Genomic DNA, 17,240 nt, shown 5'->3' on the forward strand with positions numbered 1-17,240 from the left:
GCCGCCCCAAGCGCGCGCGCCCCCTCGGGGGAGGCAACCGAAGGTTGCTTCGGGGGGACCACATTTCAGTGCGCCGGCTCGTACTGCAGCGAGATCCACGACTGGTACTCGCGCGTCTGCACCGCGGCGAGCCACGCCGCGTTGTCGAGGTACCAGCGCACGGTCTTCGCGATGCCCGAGGCGAAGGTCTCCGACGGCTCCCAGCCGATCTCGCCGCGGATCTTCGTCGGATCGATCGCGTAGCGGCGGTCGTGGCCGGGGCGGTCCTTGACGTGGGTCACGAGCGATGCGTAGTCGCGGCCCGGACGCTCGCGCGCGAGCACCTGGCAGATCGTGCGCACCACGTCGAGGTTCTGCATCTCGGCGTTGCCGCCGACGTTGTAGACCTCGCCGGGACGACCGCGCGCGAGCACCGCTCGGATCGCCGAGCAGTGGTCGGAGACGTAGAGCCAGTCGCGCACCTGCTTCCCGTCGCCGTACACCGGCAGCGGCTTGCCGGCGAGCGCGTTCGCGATCATCAGCGGGATGAGCTTCTCGGGAAACTGCCGCGGGCCGTAGTTGTTCGAGCAGTTGGTCGTGAGCGTCGGCACCCCGTAGGTGTGGAACATCGCCCGCACGAAGTGGTCGGACGCGGCCTTCGACGCCGAGTACGGGCTGTTCGGCGCGTAGGGCGTCGTCTCGCAGAAGCCGGGCGCGTCGGGAGCGAGCGTGCCGTAGACCTCGTCGGTCGACACCTGCAGGAAGCGGAACGCGTCGCGCTCGCCTGCGGGCAGCGCCGTCCAGTGCGCGCGCACCGCTTCGAGGAGTTCGAAGGTGCCGACGACGTTGGTCTGCACGAACGCGTCCGGCCCGTGGATCGAGCGGTCGACGTGCGTCTCCGCCGCGAAGTTCACGACCGCGCGCGGCCGGTGATCGGCGAGGAGCCGCGCGACCAGCGCGCGGTCGCCGATGTCGCCGCGCACGAACTCGTGACGCGCGTCGTCGCGCAGCGTCGCGAGGTTCCCGAGGTTGCCCGAGTAGGTGAGCTGGTCGAGATTGACGACCGCCTCGCCGGTCGCGGCGAGCCAGTCGAGCGTGAAGTTCGAGCCGATGAAGCCGGCGCCGCCGGTGACGAGGATCATCGCGTCGTGGCGTCGCGCCCGCGCGCGCGCCCTGCGTGGAAGGGACGCGGATTCTACCATCCGCGCGCGCCGTTCCTCCTCTGTCGCCGGGCGGCGACAGCGATCAGGTTCCGGTGTAGTCCCGGTACCAGCGGACGAAGCGCGCGAGGCCTTCGGCGAGCGGCGTGCGCGGCGCGAATCCGGTCAGCGCGGCGAGCCGTTCGATCGACGCGAAGGTGGCGGGCACGTCGCCGGACTGCATCGGCTGCGGGTCGCGGATCGCCTGCCGGTCGAGCAATCGTTCGAGCGTCGCGATGAAGGTCTCGAGTTCGACCGCTTCATGGTTGCCGATGTTGTAGATCGCCCAGGGCGCGCCGGTCGCGGCGTGCGGCGACGGAGGCCGGTCGAGCACGCGCACCACTCCCTCGACGATGTCGTCGACGTAGGTGAAGTCGCGCCGCATCCGTCCGTGGTTGAACACGCGGATCGGCTCGCCCGCGAGGATCGCGCGCGTGAACAGCATCGGCGCCATGTCGGGACGGCCCCATGGCCCGTAGACGGTGAAGAAGCGCAGCCCGGTCGACGGGAGGCCGTAGAGGTGCGCGTAGCTGTGCGCGAACAGCTCGTCGGCCTTCTTCGTCGCCGCGTAGAGGCTCACCGGATGGTCGGTCGGCTGGTCCTCCGAGAACGGCAGCGCGTGGTTCGCCCCGTACACCGACGAACTCGACGCGTAGACGAGGTGGCGCGGCTTCGCGTGGCGGCAGCCTTCGAGCAGGTTGCCGAACGCGACGACGTTCGCGCGCAGGTAGGCGGCCGGGTTCTCGAGCGAATGGCGCACGCCCGCCTGCGCGGCCAGGTGGACGACCGCATCGAATGCGCCGTCACGGAACAGGCGCGCGGTCGGCTCGGCATCGGCGAGGTCGAGGCGCTCGAACGCGAACCGCGCGCGGGGCGCGAGCCGCGCGAGCCGAGCTTCCTTGAGCGACACGTCGTAGTACGGATCGAGGTTGTCGACGCCGACGACTTCGTCGCCGCGGTCGAGCAGCGCGGCGGCCGTGTGCATGCCGATGAATCCGGCGGCGCCGGTGACGAGGACCCTGCGGCTCATGATGCCTCTCCGCGCTCGAGCGCCCGGAGCTTCGCGTACTTGAGGAAGCTCGCGAACGCCCCGATCGCGATGTGCGCGAAACCCGCCGCGCCGTCGAGGAATCCGAGCTTCAGCACGTAGAAGCGCAGGAACCGCGCCGCGGGCGACAGCGCGAGGCGGGCGAACCCGGCGCGCTCGCCGCGCGCATGCATCGCTTCGGCCTGCAGCGTCGTGTAGCGGTTCTGTTTCGCCACGTAGTCCTCGATCGATTCGGCGGACGCGTGCAGGAGGTCGCCTCGAAGCCGGGCGACCGGGGCGTCGGCCACGACGTGCTCGTGCACCGGATCGTCGCTCCAGCGCGCGCGACGGCGGTCGAAGAGCCGGAGGCTCCAGTCGGGGTAGCCTTCGCCGTGCGCGAGCCAGCGGCCGAGGAAGCGGTTGCGCCGGGCGAACGCGTACGCGGCCGCGGGCGGCCCCGACGCGAACGCGGAGCGGATCGAGGCCTCGAGTTCCGGCGTCGCGCGCTCGTCCGCGTCGAGGCAGAGCACCCAGTCGTGCCTCGCCGCGGCGACCGCGAAGTTCTTCTGCGGGCCGAAGCCGCGCCACGCCTCGACGAGCACGCGGGCGCCCGACCGGCGCGCGATTTCCACGGTATCATCGCGGCTGCCCGAATCGACCACGACGACGTCCGACGCGAACGGCGCGGAGGCGAGGCACTCCGCGAGGCTCTCCGCCGCGTCGCGCGTGATCACCACCAGCGAAAGAGGCAGCGTGCCGGCCATGGCAGGATCGCCTCCGCGATCTCCCCGTCGTTCGTGACGCCGCGATTCTACGATGGCCCGCGCCGCGGCCGCGAAACGGCCGGGGGCGGCCTGCCCCCGTCGACGGCCGCGTGTGCACCGCCGGCGGCGCGCGCCGCCGCTCCCGCGGGATGAGCGCCGCCCTGATCGTGCGTCCGTCGTCGCTCGGCGATGTCGTCTGGGCGCTGGCGGTCGCGCGCGACATCGCGCTCGCCCGGCCCGGCCTCGCGGTCGACTGGGTGGCCGAGGAAGCCTTCGTCGCCCTGCCGCGGCTGTCGGAGGACGTGCGCCGCGTCGTGCCCATCGCGCTGCGGCGCTGGCGGCGCGAGCCGTTCGCCGTCCGGACCTGGCGGGAGATGCGCGCCTCGCGCGCGGCGCTCCGCGCGCAGCGCTACGAGGCGATCGTCGATGCGCAGGAACAGGTGAAGGGCGCGGTGATCGCGCGCCTCGCGCGCGGCCGCCGCCACGGCTTCGACCGCAGGAGCATCCGCGAGCCGGTCGCGACCTGGCTGCACGACGAGCACCACGCGGTCGCGCGCGACGTCCACTTCGCGGTCAAGTGCCGCCGCCTCGCCGCGGCCGCGGTCGGCTACGCGCTCGATGGCCCGCCGCGCTGGCGCTGGCGCCTGCCCGCTCCGCCCGCGTGCGTGCCCGACGCTCCGTTCGTCGTCGCCGTGCACGCCACGTCACGGCCGGACAAGCGCTGGCCGGCCGACCGCTGGCACGACCTCCTCGCGGGCGTGGACGCAAGCGGACTGCCGGTCCTGATCCCGCATGGGAGCGACAGCGAGGAAGCGCAGAGCCGCGCGCTCGCCGCGCAACTTCGACGCGCGATCGTGCCGCCGCGTCTGTCGCTCGACGCGATGGCCGCGCTGCTCGCACGCGCGCACGCGGTCGTCGGCGTGGACACCGGCCTCACCCATCTCGCCGCCGCGCTCGGGACGCCGACGCTCGCGCTCTTCACCGCCACCGACGCGGCGCTCGCGGGCGTTGCGGTCGCGGGCGAACATGCGCGCGACCTCGGCGGCAACGGCGAGGTCCCCACGGCCGATGCGGCGCGCGCCGCGCTGGGCGGGCTCCTGCGCCGCGCCCCGCGGTGCTGAGCCGCCGTGAACGAACCCTGCATCCCCGTCGGACGCCTTCACGGTTGCTGAGCATGCGATCGCTCTACACGCTCGCCTGGCGCATCGCCGCACCGCTGGCGCCGCTGCGCCTGTGGTGGCGCGGCCGGCGCGAACCCGGATACCGCGAGCACGTCGGCGAACGCTACGGCCGCTACGACGGCCCGGCGCCGGGCGGCGACGTCGTCTGGGTGCACGCGGTCTCGGTCGGCGAGACGCGCGCGGCCGTTCCGCTCATCGAACACATCCTGCGCGAGCGTCCGGGCGCGACCGTCGTGCTGACGGCGATGACCGCGACCGGACGCGCGGCCGGACGCGCGCTCTTCGGCGAGCGCGTCGTGCAGGCGTGGCTGCCCTACGACCTGCCCGGCGCGATGCGCCGGTTCCTCGCGCACTTCCAGCCGTCGTTCGGCCTCCTGATGGAGACCGAGCTGTGGCCGAACCTCGCGGCCGAGGCGGCGATCGCGAAGGTGCCGCTGTTCCTCGTCAACGGCCGGCTCTCGGAGCGATCCGCGCGCCGCTACGAGCACGTCGGATCGCTCATCCGGCCGCTCCTCGGATCGCTCGCCGGCATCGCGGCCCAGACCCGCGAGGACGCCGACCGGCTCGAGGCGCTCGGCGCGCACGGCGTCGCGGTCACCGGCAACCTCAAGTTCGACCTCGCTCCTCCCGCCGACGCGACGACGCGGGCGGCCGCGCTGCGGGCGCTCTACGGTGCCGCGCGTCCGGTCGTCCTCGCGGCCTCGACGCGCGAAGGCGAAGAGGCGCTGATCCTCGACGCGCTCGCCCGTCGGCCGCTGCCGCCGCGCGCGCTGCTCGTGATCGTGCCGAGGCATCCGCAACGTTTCGACGACGTGGCTGCGCTCGTGCGCGCGCGCGGCCACGCGCCGTGGCGGCGCTCGGCGGGAACGCCGCTGCCTGACGACGCCGCGGTCGCGCTCGGCGACACGATGGGCGAGATGGCCGCGTACTACGGCGCCGCGGACGTGGCGTTCATCGGCGGCAGCCTCGTGCCGCTCGGCGGCCAGAACCTGATCGAGGCGCTCGCGATGGGCACGCCGGTGCTCGTCGGACCGCACACCTTCAACTTCGCCGACGCCGCGCAGCATGCGATCGACGCCGGTGCCGCGACGCGCGTGGCCGACGCCGATGCGATGCTCACGCAGGCAGCCGCGTTGCTTCTGGACGACGCGCGGCGCATCGCGATGCGCGCGAACGCGGAGCGCTTCCTCGCCGCGCACCGGGGCGCGACCGGGCGAACCTGGTCCTTCGTGTCGGAACGGCTGGCGAAACCGGCGGCCTGACCGCCGGAGCCGGGACGCCCTACCCGGCGAGCCGCCGGTTGAGTTCCTCGAGGTCGAGCTCGTTCAGCGTGCCGACCGCGGACTTGAGCCGCAGCGTGTTGATCAGGTAGGCGAAGTACGCCTGCGCGAGGTTGCGGCGCTGCGTGAACACCGCCTGCTGCACGTTCAGCACGTCGAGGTTGGTGCGCACGCCGACTTCCTGGCCGAGCCGGTTCGACTGCAGCGCGACCTCGGCGGACTGCACGGCCTGCGCGGTGGCGCGCACCGTCGCCACCGAACTGTTGACGCCGGTGTAGCCCACCTGCGCGTTGAACCGCGCGTTGCGACGCGCGAGCTCGAGCGTGTCGCGCGCGGAGTCCTGCAGCGCGACCGCCTCGCGGATCTTCGAGTCGACGAAGCCGCCCTGGTAGATCGGCAGGTTCAGCGCGAGGCCGATCGCGGCGTTGCGGGCGTGGAAGGTCAGGTCGTTCGCGGTGCTGCCGTTCGCTCCGCTGGCGGCCAGGCTGCCCACGAGGTCGAGCGTCGGCAGGTGTCCCGCGCGCTGGCGGTCGACTTCGAGGGTGGCGACGTCGAAGTTGACCTGCGCGACGCGCACCGCGAGGTTCTCCTTGAGCGCGCGGTCGAGCCAGACGTCGAGGGAGTTCGGCTCCGGCGGCGTCGGATCGAACCCGGGGCCGAGCTTCTTCAGCTCGCGCGGCATGCGGCCGATGATCGCGCGGAGCGCCGTGACCTTGTTGTCGAGGTCGTTGCGCGCCGCGATCTCCTGGGCCGCGATCTGGTCGTAGTTCGCCTGCGCCTCGTTGGTGTCGGTGATCGTCGCGACACCGACCTCGAAGTTGCGCTTGGCCTGGGCGAGCTGCTCCGACACGGCCGCCTTCTGCGCGACCGACAGCTCGACGTTGAACTGCGCGAGCAGCACGTCGAAGTACGCGACCGCGACACGGATGATGAGGTCCTGCTGCGCCGAGGCGAGCGTGAAGTCCGCCTGCTCGACGACGCGACGCGCCTGGTCGTAGGCGACGACGTTCTGGACGCGGTAGATCGGCTGCGTCGCGCTGATCGTCGCGCCCCAGGTCTGGTAGTTGCCCGACGCGACCACCGGCGGCTGGGAGCGCGTGTTGTTGTAGACGTCGTTCGCGTTCACCGACGCGGAGAACCCCACGTTGGGCAGCAGGCCCGCGCGGGCCTGCGGCGCTTTTTCCTGCACCGCGAGCCAGTTCGCGCGCGCCGCGGCGAGCACCGGGTCCGCGCGCTGCGCCTCGCGGTAGATGTCCATCAGGTCTTCGCCGGCGGCGGGAAGCGCTGCGAACGCGAGGGGCACGGCGAGGGCGAGCAGTCGTCGTTTCATCGAACGGACCTTCGAATCGGATCAGTAGCGCGGCATCGCCGGATCCACGTCGTCGGCCCAGGCCGCGATGCCGCCCGCCAGGTTCCACACCGGCGCGAAACCCGCGCGGGCGAGGAAGGTCGCGGCGAGCCGGCTGCGGACGCCGTGGTGGCACAGCACGACGAGGTCGCGATCGCGCGGCAGTTCGTCGAGCCGGCCGGGAAGTTCGTGCATCGGGACATGGATCACGTCGGACAACGCGCAACGCTCGAGTTCCCAGGGCTCGCGCACGTCGACGACCGCAGGCGCGCGTCGTTCCGCGTCCGCGCGCCAGCGGAGAAGCTCGGAAGGCGCGAGGTCGCGGATCAAAACGCGAAGCGCGCCGGCGCGGGCGCGTTGACGAGCGGCTTCACCACGGTTTCGAACAGCGAGGTGACGGCGCAGGCTCCCGGGGCGCTGAAGCGGAAGAGCTTGGCGGTCATCGCGGGGGCGTCGCCGACGATCGCGAACACGCGACCGCCGGGCTTCAACTGGCGGAAGAACGCCTCGTGCAGGATCGGCGTGGAGCCGGAGAGCAGGATGGCGTCGTAGCTGTCGTTGCCGAAGCCCCGCGAACCGTCGCCGACCACGAGTTCGACGTTGTCGATCGCGGCGCGCCGAAGCCGGCCTGCCGCTTCGCGCGAGAACCTCCCGTGGATCTCGACGCTGGTCACATGCCCGGCGAGGCTCGCGATCAGGGCGGTCAGGTAGCCGCTGCCGGTACCGATCTCGAGCACCGTCTCGCCGCGCCTGGGTGCGAGTTCCTGCAGCGCGCGCGCCTCGAGCTTCGGCGCCCACATCGACTCGCCCTCGCCGATCGGAATCTCGAGGTCGGCGAACGCGAGCGCTCGGTACGCGGAGGGGACGAACTCCTCGCGCCGGACCGTGAAGAGGAGGTCGAGCACGGCGGGATCGAGCACCTCCCACGGCCGGATCTGCTGCTCGACCATGTTGAAACGCGCTTGCTCGACGTCCATGGGTTTCGCTCGTGGGGTATCCGGGGAATCGCGCCGAGGCCGTGCCGCCCGACCTCGGCCGATGGGCGCCGATGGCGCCCGGCCGAACAACTGACCGCGGGTCAGTTATTATGCCGTCGTCGATTATCCCATGTCAAATGAACCTCGGCCCCGGCGCGCGCGGCGAGCCCGCACGCGTACGCCCGGATTCGGTTCTCGCGGATCGCCCCCGCATCAGTCCGCGGTTCCCGGATCGGCGGCCGGCGCGCTCGCCGCCTGCGCGGTGCGGCGAGCAGCTCGACGCTCGCGCCTCGCGCGTCGCGCCTCGTGCCAGCGGTCGAGCCAGGCGTAGAGCACCGGCACGACGACGAGCGTCAGGAGCGTCGAGGTGATGACCCCGCCGATGATCGCCCGGCCCATCGGCGCCTGCGTCTCGCCGCCTTCGCCGATGCCCATCGCGAGCGGCAGCATCCCGCCGATCATCGCCGCCGTCGTCATCAGGATCGGCCGCAGGCGCACCTGCCCGGCGTCGCGCAGCGCGTCGTCGAGACTCGCGCCGGCGCGCCGCGCGCGGTTCGCGAAATCGACCAGCAGGATCGCGTTCTTCGTGACGAGCCCCATCAGCATGATGAAGCCGATGATCGAGAAGATGTTGAGCGTCGTGCGCGTGACGAGCAGCGCGAGCAGCACCCCGATGAGCGAGAACGGGAGCGAGGCCATGATCGCGACCGGCTGCGTGAAGCTCGCGAACTGCGAGGCGAGGATCAGGTAGATGAAGATGATCGCGAGGCCCAGCGCGCCGAGCGCGGCCTGGAAGGATTCCTGCATGTCCTGCTGCTGGCCGGCCGCGGCGAGCCGGTAGCCCGCCGGAAGCTGCATGCCGTCGGCGACCTTCTGCACGTCGCTCCCGACGTCGCCGGACGGCCGCCCCTCGACGTTGGCGTAGATGCCGATGCGCCGCTGCAGGTCCTGACGCTTGATGATCTGCGGGCTGCTGGTCTCGACGAGTTCCGCCACCTGTCGCAGCGGCACCATGCGCAGCTGGCCGTCGGGACCGCGGCGGCTCGTCGACAGGTAGAGGTTGCCGAGGTCGGACACGAGCCGGCGGCTGTCCTTCGGCAACTGGACGTTCACCTCGTAGTTCTGGCCGTCGGGCGCGAGCCAGTAGCTCACCGTGTCGCCGGCGACCAGCGGGCGGATCGTCGCGCCGACCTGCTGCACCGTGATGCCCAGGTCCGCGGCGACGTCGTTGTTGAGCCGGATCGACAGCGCGGGATTCGCGGCCTTGTCGGAGGTTTCGAGGTCGGCGATCCCGGGCACCCTGGCCACCCGGTCCGAGAACTCCTTCGCGATGCGCGAGAGCGTGTCGGGGTCGGGCCCGAGCAGGTTGAACCAGATCGGGCGGTCGTAGCCGATCGCGAGTTCGATCCCCGGGATCGGCTTCAGCGTCGCGCGGATCGCGGTCTCGACGTCGCGCTGCGAGCGGGCGCGGTGCGCGCGGTCGACGAGCTTCAGGTTCACGCGCGCGTAGTTGCGGCCGTCCTCGGTGCCGACCGTCGTCATCGCGAGCTCGATTTCGGGAAACGCCTTCAGCGCCTCCTCGACCTGGCGCACCTTGCCGTCGGTGTATTCGAGGCTCGATCCGACCGGCGTGTTGAGCCGCAGCGAGATGAAGCTCTCGTCGGCCTGCGGGATGAACTCGGTCCCGACGAGCGGCACGACGAGGAAGCTCGCGAGGAACGTCGTGAGCGCGATCGCCACGACGCTCTTGCGGTGGCCGAGCGCCCAGTCGAGGATCCGGCCGTAGAGGACGTGCACCGCGTCGATGCCGCGCTCGACGCGGTCCATGAAGCGGCCGAGCCAGGGGACGCGGCGGAAGCGCGAGCCCGGCGGGTCGTGCCACACCGACGAGAGCATCGGGTCGAGCGTGAAGCTGATGAACAGCGACACCAGCACGGCGACCGCGACCGTCATGCCGAACTGGAAGAAGAACCGGCCGATGATCCCGCTCATGAACGCGATCGGCACGAACACCGCCACGATCGCGAAGGTCGTCGCCATCACGGCGAGGCCGATCTCGTCGGTGCCCTCCATCGCGGCCCGGCGGTGGTCCTTGCCCATCGCCAGGTGCCGCACGATGTTCTCGCGCACGACGATGGCGTCGTCGATCAGGAGGCCGATGCACAGCGACAGCGCCATCAGCGTCAGGAAGTTGAGCGTGAAGCCGAACGCGTAGAGCGCGATGAAGGTCGCGACCACGGCGATCGGCAGCGTGAGCCCGGTGATGACGGTGCTGCGCCAGCTGTGCAGGAACAGGAAGACGATCAGCACCGTCAGGAGCGCGCCCTCGACGATCGTGCTCTTGACCCGGTTGACGCTCTTCTCGACGTTGTCGGCGGTCGAGTTCACCACCCGGACCTCGACGTCGGAGGGCAGCCGGTCCTTGAGCGAGGCGACCGCCTCGCGCACGTTGCGCCCGGTCTCGACGATGTTCGCGTCCTGCGCCTTGCGCACGTCGATGGTGATCGCCGGACGGCCGTTGATGCGCGCGTAGCTCGACGGCTCCTTCTCGCCGTCGACGACGTCGGCCACCTGGTTCAGGTAGACCGGCGCCCCGCCCTGCTGCGTGACGATGATGCGGCTGAACTGCTCGGGATCCTTGATCCTGCCCTCGACCCGCACGACCGCGTCGGACGCGCCGCTGGTGAGGCGCCCGGCCGGCACGTCCTGGTTCGCCTCGCGGATCGCGTTCATCACCTGGTCGACCGAGATCCCGAGCGCGGTGAGCGCGTGCGGCTTGATCTGGACCAGGATCTGGCGCGTGAGCCTCCCGTTGACGTCGATGCGCGCGACGCCCGGGAGGTTCTCCAGCGCCTTGACGATCGTCTGGTCGGTGAGCGAGGTCAGTTCGCGCAGTCCGGTCGAGGGCGACAGCACGGCGAGCGAGACGATCGGGGCGTCGTTCTCGTTGTCCGCCCGGATGACCAGCGGATCCTTGACGTCGCGCGGGAAGCCGGGGCGCACCGTCGCGATCTTGTCGCGCACGTCCTGGATCGCCTGCGCCACGTCGGTCGACATGCGGAACTCGACGAACACCTGGCTCGAGCCCTCGCGCGAGTTGCTGAACATGCGCTTGACGCCCGCGACCTGGTTGACCGCGTACTCGATCGGCTTGGTGACGTCGTTCTCGACCGCCTCGGGCGCCGCGCCCGGGTAGTTCGTGAGGACCATCACGAACGGCAGGCTCACCTCGGGCATCTGTTCGACGCGCAGCCGCTGGTACGAGAACACGCCGAGCACGGTGATGCCGACCATCACCATGGTGGCGAACACCGGGTTGCGTATCGAGGTTCTGGTGATCCACATCTCAGGAATCAGGAATCAGAGGACAGGGAACAGATGCGGCGGTGATTTCGGTGGCGGCGCATCGAGCGCCGATGGGCGATCCCTGTGGGTCGGGCTTCAGCCCGACACGGTTCGCGCCGAGGCCGCGCAACGGCGTCGGCCTGAAGGCCGACCCACCGCCGCTCCCCCGTGGGTCGGGCTTAAGCCCGACACGGTTCGCGCCGAGGCGATGGAAGGGCGTCGGCCTGAAGGCCGACCCACCGCCGCTCCCCCGTGGGTCGGGCTTCAGCCCGACACGGTTCGCGCCGAGGCCGCGCAACGGCGTCGGCCTGAAGGCCGACCCACCGCCGCTCCCCCGTGGGTCGGGCTTCAGCCCGACGCGGTTCGCGCGCCGAGGCGATGGAAGGCGTCGGCCTCAAGGCCGACCCACCACCGCTCCCCCGTGGGTCGGGCTTGAGCCCGACACGGTTCGCGCCGAGGCGCGGCAACGGCGTCGGCCTCAAGGCCGACCCACGCACGCTCCCCCGTGGGTCGGGCTTCAGCCCGACAACGCTCGCGCCGAGGCCGCGCGCAACGGCGTCGGCCTGAAGGCCGACCCACCGCGCTCCCTCGCGGCCGGCTTCAGCCCGGGCGCGCATCGCGCCGAGCCACGCGCACGGCGTCGGCCTGAAGGCCGACCCACCACCTGACGGGGTTCGCCGCGTCGATGCAGTTTCCTTGTAGGTCAGGCTTTCAGCCTGACGCCCGTGGGAGGACCGTGGCGCAAGGCGTCCGGCTGAAGCCGGACCCACGAGGTGGCTGCAACGGCGCTTCATGCGCCGCCACCGTAAACACCGCCGTGACTGACAACTGTCAACTGCCAACTGACTTCTGCTTGACCGCACGCGCCTCGGACGTCGGCGCCGGCGCCTTCACGAGCGCCGGCGCGCCCTCCTTGAGATTCTCGAAGCGCGTCGCGAGCACCGGCAGGTCCTTCGGGAGCGGCGTCTTCACTTCGACCAGACCCGCATCGTCGTCGCGCCGCCCGATCGTCACGATGCGGCGCGCGAGCTTCCCGCCGTCGACCACCCAGACGTAGCTCTGCCCGGCCTCGGTGCGGACCGCGGAGGCGGGCAGCGTCGCCATCGGCGCGCTGGCGGCGAGCGCGATGCGGCCGTTGGCGAACATGCCGCTGCGCAGCGCCGCGTCCGGATTGCGCAGCGCGACGTAGACCATGATCGCGCGCGTGCCGGGTTCGGTCGCCGGATTGATGCGCGCGATGCGCCCGGCGAACTTGCGCTCGCCGAAGCCGTCGACCGCGAGTTCGACCGCCATGCCCGCCGCCAGCCCGGGCACGTCCACCGCGGGCACCAGCGCCTGCAACTCGAGGTCCGACAGGTCGACGACGGTCACGAGCGGCGCGTCCTGCGCGACCTTCTCGCCGCCCTGCACGTGCCGCTTGCCGACGATGCCCGCGATCGGCGCCACGACCGTCGCGTCCTTGATGGCGTTGCGCGCGAGCAGCACCTGCGCTTCCATGCTCTTGACGTTGCCTTTCGCGACGTCGTAGCCGGATTGCGAACTGTCGAACGCGGTCTGCGAGATGAACTTCTCGTTCAGCAGCTTGACGTTGTTGGCGCGGGTCTTCTCGGCGAGCGCCATCTGCGCCTTCGCGCTCTCGAGCGCGCCCTGGCGTTCGATCAGCTTCGCGTCGAGATCGGCGGTGTCGATGCGAGCGAGCACCTGCCCGGCCCGCACGGCCTCGCCTTCGCGCACCAGCACCTCCCGGACATCGCCCGGGACCTTGGCTTTCACCGTCGCCTGGTGGACCGGCGTCAGCGTTCCGGAGATCGGCAGCCAGCGCGACATCGCCGCCGGCGTCAGGTAGGCGAGGTCACCCTCGCCGAACTGCAGCGGCACCGGCGGGCCGCTGGCGGCCTTCGCGGACGTGCCCGGCGCCTTCACCCACGGCCGCGCCGCGAACAGGGCGGCCGAGGCCGCCGCCACGATGGCGAGTACGACGAGCGCGCGGCGCCCGGTGATGCGCAGACCCATGGTTTCCCTTTCCCCCGGTCCGGTGTTGCCGGCCGCTGGTGATTCCCGACGTCCGGCCCGTTCCTGGCGGTTGGACGCGGCAGGACCGCCGTCCGGATTCAGGCTCCGGCGGCGCCCGTCAATGTCGCATTGCTGCGCCCCGACGCCCAGCCGCAGCGACGAGGCGCCCCGGGGCCCGACCGAGCGCGCCCGGCCCCGACGGGTCGCGCCGGTGCCCGGGCCGCTCGCCGGCCTTCGGAACCGCCATTTGACACCAGAAATGGCCCCTGCGACAATTTTATGTTTCCCCTTTCCACCTGTTCCGGACATCTCCGGAGGAGCCCCCAGATGAACACCCCGAAGAAGCTCGGCCTGACGCTCATCGCGGCCGCGCTCGTCACCGTCTACGGCTGCGGCAAGAAGGAAGAGCCGAAGAAGGCCGAAGCCCCGAAAGCCGCGGTCGAAGACGTCGTCGTCGTCAAGATCGGCCATGCCGGCCCGCTGACCGGCGGCATCGCGCACCTCGGCAAGGACGACGAGAACGGCGCCCATCTCGCGGTCGACGAAGCCACCGCGAAGAAGCTCAAGATCGGCGGCAAGACGGTCAAGTTCGAACTGATGAGCGAAGACGACCAGGCCGACCCGAAGATGGGTCCGACGATCGCCCAGAAGTTCGTCGACGCGAAGGTCGCGGGCGTCGCCGGCCACCTGAACTCCGGCGTCACGATCCCGGCGTCGGCGGTCTACAACCAGGCCGGCATCCCGATGATCTCGGGCTCGGCGACCAATCCGAAGCTCACCGAACAGGGCTTCAAGAACATCTTCCGCACGGTCGGCCGCGACGACCAGCAGGGCCCCGCGGTCGCTCAGTACCTCGCCGCGCAGAAGATCAAGAAGATCGCGATCGCCGACGACGCGACGGCGTACGGCGAAGGCCTCGCGAACGAAGTCGAGAAGACGCTGAAAGCGGCGGGCGTCCAGGTCGTGGCGCGCGAGAAGGCCACCGACAAGACGACCGACTTCAAGGCGATCCTCACCAAGATCAAGGGCAAGTCGCCCGACGCGGTGTTCTACGGCGGCATGGACGCGACCGGCGGCCCGATGATCAAGCAGGCGCGCGAACTCGGCATCAAGTCGGCGTTCGCGTTCGGCGACGGCGCGTGCACCGACGAGATGGCGAAGCTCGCGGGCGCGGCGGCCGAAGGCCTCATCTGCTCGCAGGCGGGCCTGCCGGCATCGGCGGCCAGCAAGGAGTTCAACGACGCGTTCAAGGCGAAGTACGGCGAAGTGAAGCAGTACGCCCCGTTCTTCTACGACGCGGTGAACCTGATGATCGCCGCGATGCAGAAGGCGGACTCGACCGATCCGGCCAAGTACCTGCCCGAACTGCAGAAGATCAGCCACAACGGCGCGACCGGCAAGATCGAGTTCGACGAGAAGGGCGATCGCAAGAACGCCGAGATCACGATCTTCCAGCTGAAGAACGGCAAGGTCGAGCCGATCGCCGTCGTCCAGGCCGGCAAGGCCACCCCGTTCGCCGAATTCGTCAGCGCCATGGGCTCGGCATCCGCGGCGCCCGCTGCCGCGCCGGCGACCCCGCCGGCGCCGGCCCCCGAGGCGCCGAAGAAGTAACCGCGCTTCCCTGCACCGAAAGGCGGCGCCTCGTACAGGCGCCGCTTTTTTTCGCCTGCCGGTGTTGCCGGCGGCGCGGGCTCGCTCCACAATCGCGCGGTTGTCGGGAGTCAGTTGGCAGTTGACAGTTGACAGTCGACAGTAGCGTCGGCGATTCCGGTGGCGGCGCATTGAGCGCCGATGCAGTGTCCTGGTAGGTCAGGCTTCAGCGCCGATGCAGTGTCCTGGTAGGTCAGGCTTCAGCCTGACGGGGTTCGCCCCACCGATGAGATAGACGTCCGGCTGAAGCCGGACCTACGACCAACGCGCAACGGCGCTCGATGCGCCGCCATCGAAGACTCCGGCGCCACTGACAACTGCCAACTGACAACTGTCAACTGAACCGTGGACACCTTCCTGCAGCAGCTCGTGAACGGCCTGACGCTCGGCAGCGTCTACGCGGTCGTCGCGCTCGGCTACACGATGGTCTACGGGATCATCCAGCTCATCAACTTCGCGCACGGCGAGGTCGTGATGATCGGGGCGATGACGGCGTATTCGGTGATCGTCGCGCTGACCGGCGCCCAGGTGCCGCTCCCGGCGGTCGCGATCGTGCTGCTGGGCGCGATGGCGGCGATCCCCGTGTGCATGGCGATCGGCTACACGCTCGAGCGCACCGCCTACCGGCCGCTGCGCAACGCCCCGCGGCTCGCGCCGCTCATCACCGCGATCGGCCTGTCGATCATCCTGCAGCACCTCGCGATGCTCGTCTGGAGCCGCAATCCGCTGTCCTATCCGCAGATCATCAAGCAGGTCCCGATCCACCTGACCGCGAACCCCGACGGCGCGACGATCACCAACGTGCAGGTCGCGATCATCGTGACGTCGATCGCGATGATGGCCGGGCTCCTCGCGCTCGTGTACCGGACGAAGTTCGGCATCGCGATGCGGGCGGTCGCGCAGAATCCGTCGATCGCCGGGCTGATGGGCATCGACATCAACCGGATCATCGCGCTGACCTTCGTCGTCGGCGCCGGGCTGGGCGCCGTCGCCGGCGTCATGGTCGGCAGCTACTACGGCATCGCGCACTACCAGATGGGCGCCCTGCTCGGGCTGAAGGCGTTCTCGGCCGCGGTGCTGGGCGGCATCGGCAACCTCGCCGGCGCGATGCTGGGTGGCGTGCTGCTCGGCGTCATCGAGGCGCTCGGCGCCGGCTACGTCGGAGAACTCACCAACCTGTGCCGGCTGTCGGGGTGGTTCGACGCGCTCGCCCAGCGCTGCGCGAGCGATCCCAACGTCACGCTGTTCGGCTCGAACTACCAGGACGTGTTCGCGTTCATCGTGCTGATCCTGGTCCTCGTCTTCCGGCCGTCGGGCCTTCTCGGCGAACGCGTGTCCGACCGGGCCTGAAACGCCCGGCACCCAGGCCCTTCCGCGAGGCATCGAAGCGACCATGCACCCGATCGTCGACGTGAAGGGACGCCCGGCCCTCGCGCTCGCGGGACTCGCGATGATCGCGATCGCGCTCGTCGTGCTGCCGTTCGTGCTGACCGGGATCGGCACGTTCTGGGTGCGGATCACCAATCTCGCGATCCTGTTCTGCCTCCTCGCGCTCGGCCTCAACATCGTCGTCGGTTTCGCGGGCCTGCTGGACCTGGGCTACATCGCGTTCTACGCGGTCGGCGCCTACGTCTACGCGCTGCTCGCGAGTCCGCACTTCAATGTCCACCTGCCGTTCTGGGTCATCCTGCCGATCGGCGCGGCGATCGCCTGCGTGTTCGGCGTCCTGCTCGGGGCGCCGACGCTCAAGCTGCGCGGCGACTACCTCGCGATCGTCACGCTGGGCTTCGGCGAGATCATCCGGATCTTCCTCAACAACCTCTCGCAGCCGGTCAACATCACCAACGGGCCTCAGGGCATCTACCGGATCGACCCGGTGCGCATCGCCGGCATCGACTTCTCGCGCACCTCGCAGATCGCCGGGATGACCTTCACCGGCCCGATGAAGTACTACTACCTGCTCCTGGCCGTGCTCGTCGCGGTGATCGCGATCAACCTGCGCCTGCAGGATTCGCGCATCGGCCGGGCGTGGGAGGCGATCCGCGAGGACGAGGTCGCGGCCCGCGCGATGGGCATCAACACGCGGAACATGAAGCTCCTCGCGTTCGCGATGGGCGCGTCGTTCGGCGGCGTCTCGGGCGGCATCTTCAGCGCGATGCAAGGCTTCATCAGCCCCGAGAGCTTCATCCTGGTCGAGAGCATCATGGTGCTCGCCATGGTCGTGCTGGGCGGCATGGGCAACGTGTGGGGCGTCGTGATCGGCGCGGTGCTGCTGTCGTTCGTGCCGGAACTGTTGCGCGAATGGGTGGGGCCGGTGCAGCAGGCGCTGTTCGGGCGCACGCTGATCGACCCCGAGGTCATCCGCATGCTGCTGTTCGGCCTCGCGCTCGTGCTGATGATGCTGTTCCGGCCCGCGGGCATCCTGCCCTCCGCGCTGCGCAAGCGCGAACTCGAGACGCGCCGCGCCGCCGGCTGAC

13 protein-coding genes are annotated in these 17,240 nt (G+C 70.6%); 5 read left to right on the plus strand and 8 right to left on the minus strand.

From position 1 onward, the window contains the following. Window positions 1-65: 65 nt before the first annotated feature. The 3 genes from rfbB to HS109_16355 all read right to left on the minus strand — a co-directional run bounded on the left by rfbB (window position 66) and on the right by HS109_16355 (window position 2,969). Window positions 66-1,121: a dTDP-glucose 4,6-dehydratase gene (rfbB, locus tag HS109_16345; GenBank protein ID MBE7523937.1), complete on the minus strand. Its 1,056-nt coding sequence runs from the start codon at window positions 1,119-1,121 to the stop codon at window positions 66-68. 103 nt (window positions 1,122-1,224) lie between these two features. Beyond that, window positions 1,225-2,208 (minus strand): NAD-dependent epimerase, encoded by a 984-nt coding sequence (locus HS109_16350; GenBank protein ID MBE7523938.1) that lies wholly within the window; start codon window positions 2,206-2,208, stop codon window positions 1,225-1,227. Further along, window positions 2,205-2,969 carry a glycosyltransferase family 2 protein gene (locus HS109_16355; GenBank protein MBE7523939.1) on the minus strand — a complete coding sequence of 255 codons (765 nt, stop codon included), beginning with the start codon at window positions 2,967-2,969 and terminating at the stop codon, window positions 2,205-2,207. Before HS109_16355 ends, HS109_16350 begins: the two co-directional genes overlap by 4 nt. A 149-nt stretch (window positions 2,970-3,118) precedes the next feature. On the opposite strand from HS109_16355, the gene waaC reads away from it, so the two are divergent. Then, entirely contained in the window at window positions 3,119-4,090 is a 972-nt protein-coding gene (gene waaC, locus HS109_16360; GenBank protein MBE7523940.1) for a lipopolysaccharide heptosyltransferase I, read from the plus strand. A 53-nt stretch (window positions 4,091-4,143) separates the two neighbouring features. Then, the gene (waaA, locus tag HS109_16365; protein ID MBE7523941.1) at window positions 4,144-5,412 is read left to right on the plus strand and encodes a lipid IV(A) 3-deoxy-D-manno-octulosonic acid transferase; all 1,269 of its coding nucleotides are present in this window, start codon (window positions 4,144-4,146) and stop codon (window positions 5,410-5,412) included. Window positions 5,413-5,431: 19 nt separating this feature from the next. Here waaA and HS109_16370 read toward each other — a convergent pair whose 3' ends face one another. The 5 genes from HS109_16370 to HS109_16390 form a co-directional block, all read right to left on the minus strand. Further along, the gene (locus HS109_16370) at window positions 5,432-6,760 is read right to left on the minus strand and encodes a TolC family outer membrane protein (GenBank protein ID MBE7523942.1); all 1,329 of its coding nucleotides are present in this window, start codon (window positions 6,758-6,760) and stop codon (window positions 5,432-5,434) included. 21 nt (window positions 6,761-6,781) lie between these two features. Continuing rightward, the gene (locus HS109_16375) at window positions 6,782-7,105 is read right to left on the minus strand and encodes a sulfurtransferase (GenBank protein MBE7523943.1); all 324 of its coding nucleotides are present in this window, start codon (window positions 7,103-7,105) and stop codon (window positions 6,782-6,784) included. After that, window positions 7,105-7,755, minus strand: a complete 651-nt coding sequence (locus HS109_16380; GenBank protein ID MBE7523944.1) for a protein-L-isoaspartate O-methyltransferase — start codon at window positions 7,753-7,755, stop codon at window positions 7,105-7,107. The genes HS109_16375 and HS109_16380 overlap by 1 nt, the downstream gene beginning before the upstream one ends. Before the next feature lie 213 nt (window positions 7,756-7,968). Then, complete coding sequence (locus HS109_16385) at window positions 7,969-11,100, minus strand: efflux RND transporter permease subunit (protein MBE7523945.1); 3,132 nt, start codon at window positions 11,098-11,100, stop codon at window positions 7,969-7,971. Between the two features lie 831 nt (window positions 11,101-11,931). Then, on the minus strand, window positions 11,932-13,113 hold the full coding sequence (locus HS109_16390; GenBank protein ID MBE7523946.1) for an efflux RND transporter periplasmic adaptor subunit: 1,182 nt from the start codon (window positions 13,111-13,113) through the stop codon (window positions 11,932-11,934). A gap of 327 nt (window positions 13,114-13,440) precedes the next feature. On the opposite strand from HS109_16390, the gene HS109_16395 reads away from it, so the two are divergent. The 3 genes from HS109_16395 (at window position 13,441) to HS109_16405 (ending at window position 17,239) form a co-directional block, all read left to right on the plus strand. Then, window positions 13,441-14,724 (plus strand): branched-chain amino acid ABC transporter substrate-binding protein, encoded by a 1,284-nt coding sequence (locus tag HS109_16395; protein ID MBE7523947.1) that lies wholly within the window; start codon window positions 13,441-13,443, stop codon window positions 14,722-14,724. A 384-nt stretch (window positions 14,725-15,108) separates the two neighbouring features. Then, window positions 15,109-16,113: a branched-chain amino acid ABC transporter permease gene (locus tag HS109_16400; GenBank protein MBE7523948.1), complete on the plus strand. Its 1,005-nt coding sequence runs from the start codon at window positions 15,109-15,111 to the stop codon at window positions 16,111-16,113. A 43-nt stretch (window positions 16,114-16,156) separates the two neighbouring features. Next, window positions 16,157-17,239: an ABC transporter ATP-binding protein gene (locus HS109_16405; GenBank protein MBE7523949.1), complete on the plus strand. Its 1,083-nt coding sequence runs from the start codon at window positions 16,157-16,159 to the stop codon at window positions 17,237-17,239. The last annotated feature ends 1 nt before the right edge of the window (window position 17,240 follow it).

This window comes from Burkholderiales bacterium (assembly GCA_015075645.1).
GTDB lineage: Bacteria > Pseudomonadota > Gammaproteobacteria > Burkholderiales > Casimicrobiaceae > VBCG01.